This window comes from Myxococcus sp. CA056 (genome assembly GCF_013336715.1).
Lineage (GTDB): Bacteria > Myxococcota > Myxococcia > Myxococcales > Myxococcaceae > Myxococcus > Myxococcus llanfairpwllgwyngyllgogerychwyrndrobwllllantysiliogogogochensis.
Window position 1 is genome coordinate 1 of the sequence record NZ_JABUMT010000064.1, and the last position, 398, is coordinate 398.

1 protein-coding gene is annotated in these 398 nt (G+C 72.4%); it reads left to right on the top strand.

What is annotated here, in order from left to right:
* Positions 1-384: hypothetical protein (locus tag HUA76_RS44835; protein ID WP_174464432.1), on the top strand; the 384-nt coding region annotated here is incomplete at its 5' end.
* Positions 385-398: the final 14 nt, after the last annotated feature.

Here is a 398-nt window from a genome sequence, read left to right on the forward strand (position 1 = left end):
CACTTCCCCTCCAGCTTCGTGCTGCCCCTGGACACCACGCCGGCTCCGGCCGTCCAGCATCCGCTGGGGCCGCTCGGTGGAGCGGGCCGCGTCGCGCTGGGCCATGTCGTGTCGTTCCTGGACCGGAACCGGAACGGGGCGCTGGACGTGGGAGCGGAGCGCGTGCTCGCCACGTCGCTCGACTCGGGGTTGGCGGTGCACTTCCTGGATGGTGCGCCCCCTGGCGAGCGCACGGGGACGTGGAGCGCGTGGCCGCGCGAGCTGCCCCAGGGATTCAGCTTCCTGGGGGCGCGCTCGACAGAGGGCGGGGCACGCGAGCTCACCGTGCTGCCGGCGCAGACCACCTCGCTGTCACTGGAGGCTTCGCGGCACGTATGCCCGTGAGCAGGTGAATGGAA